The organism is Loigolactobacillus bifermentans DSM 20003, from assembly GCF_001434575.1.
Taxonomy (GTDB): domain Bacteria; phylum Bacillota; class Bacilli; order Lactobacillales; family Lactobacillaceae; genus Loigolactobacillus; species Loigolactobacillus bifermentans.
Genome location: NZ_AZDA01000071.1, coordinates 1 through 1,609 on the forward strand (window position 1 = coordinate 1; position 1,609 = coordinate 1,609).

The 1,609-nt window shown below is 46.2% G+C and carries 2 protein-coding genes; both read right to left on the minus strand.

All coding sequences use genetic code 11. The annotated features are described in order from the left end of the window. Positions 1 to 48: 48 nt before the first annotated feature. Positions 49 to 717, minus strand: coding sequence for a phosphate signaling complex protein PhoU (gene phoU, locus FC07_RS08425; RefSeq protein ID WP_057904673.1), 669 nt, complete (start codon positions 715 to 717; stop codon positions 49 to 51). 36 nt (positions 718 to 753) lie between these two features. Beyond that, entirely contained in the window at positions 754 to 1,509 is a 756-nt protein-coding gene (gene pstB / locus FC07_RS08430) for a phosphate ABC transporter ATP-binding protein PstB (protein ID WP_057904674.1), read from the minus strand. Positions 1,510 to 1,609 lie beyond the last annotated feature (100 nt).

Genomic DNA, 1,609 nt, shown 5'->3' on the forward strand with positions numbered 1-1,609 from the left:
CCATGATACCGGGGTGACACTGTACTTGGAGAACTTATGGTGAATAATTCAGGTTTCATTATGATTATTCAATTCAACTAAATGATTGGTCTTTAGATAAACCACCCATTCACACAAATTGGTCACGTAATCACCGATGCGTTCTAAGTAGGTGGCCACTAACAAATAATCGGTGGCCCCAATCACGGTTTCTGGATGTTGTTGCATTTCCTGAATGCAATTTTGATAGATCACTTGAAACGCCTGGTTGACTTGTTCATCTTTTGTCGCAATCACCCGCGCCTGTGGCTCATCTTCTTGAACATAAGCCGTTAAGGCTGCTGTTAGCATGCCACGGGCTGTGGTGGCCATTTCTGCCAAAGCTTGTTCGATGGCCGGCACCCGCGTTTGCCCTTTGACCCGAATCGTCGACTTGGCAATACTGACGGCATGATCGCCCATGCGTTCCAAATCACTGCTGGCTTTAATAATCGTCATGATCACCCGTAGATCTGTGGTCACTGGCTGCTGCAAGGCAATCAGCTCAAAACTTTTTTCTTCTAGTGTGAGTTCACTTTGATTGATGCGTTGATCCTGCTCGATCACTTGTTGTGCTAATGCCCGATCATGATTGACAAAAGCCTGAACGGCTTGCGCCACGGCCTGATTGACCAACAACCCCATTTCTGTAAAATGCGTATGGAGTTCGTTCAGTTCTGCTGTAAAAACTTCGCGCATAAGATCCTCCCCTAAATTAACTGACTGAAAACCAATTTAGCCAAACCGACCTGAAATATAATCGTTACTGGCCGTCGTTTTTGGCTGCGTGAAAAACTGCTTGGTCGGCGCGGTTTCAATGAGCTTTCCGTCTAAGAAAAAAGCAGTTTTATCAGCGATCCGTGCCGCTTGCTGTAAATTATGCGTCACCATGATCATGGTATACCGATCTTTTAAATCCAGCAACATTTGCTCGATTTGGCCAGTGGAAATTGGGTCCAACGCACTGGTAGGCTCATCTAATAAGATCACATCAGGTGCGACTGCCAGTACCCGTGCAATACACACCCGTTGCTGTTGGCCGCCTGACAATGCCAAGGCGCTTTGATGCAACACATCCTTAGTTTCTTCCCAAACAGCAGCGGCTTTCAGGCTCTTCTCCACGGTTTCATCAAGGACCGTTTTATCCTTGACGCCAGCAATACGTAACCCGTACACGACATTTTCATACACTGATAACGGAAAGGGATTCGGCTGTTGAAACACCATCCCAACTTTTTGACGTAAGGCAACTAAGTCGGTGTTAGGGGCGTACACATCTTGCCCAGCCACCTTGATGTCGCCGGTGATACGAACCGTTTCAATTAAATCATTCATCCGATTTAGCAATCGTAAATAAGTTGATTTCCCACAACCAGAAGGCCCAATTAAAGCCGTGATCTCATGTTGCTCAAAATTCAGGTCGATGCCTTTCAATGCTTCAAATTGACCGTAGTATAAATGCACGGCCTTGGTTTCAATATATGCCGTCATGCCGACTCCCTTCCGCTAGCCAAAATAGCCAGCCACATAATCGTTCCTGAATTATTCACCATAAGTTCTCCAAGTACAGTGTCACCCCGGTATCATGGGC

What these genes read in the sequence shown, in the direction of transcription:
- pstB (WP_057904674.1), bottom strand. Translation starts at nt 1,509, where the DNA reads ATGACGGCATATATTGAAACCAAGGCCGTGCATTTATACTACGGTCAA.
- phoU (WP_057904673.1), bottom strand. Translation starts at nt 717, where the DNA reads ATGCGCGAAGTTTTTACAGCAGAACTGAACGAACTCCATACGCATTTT.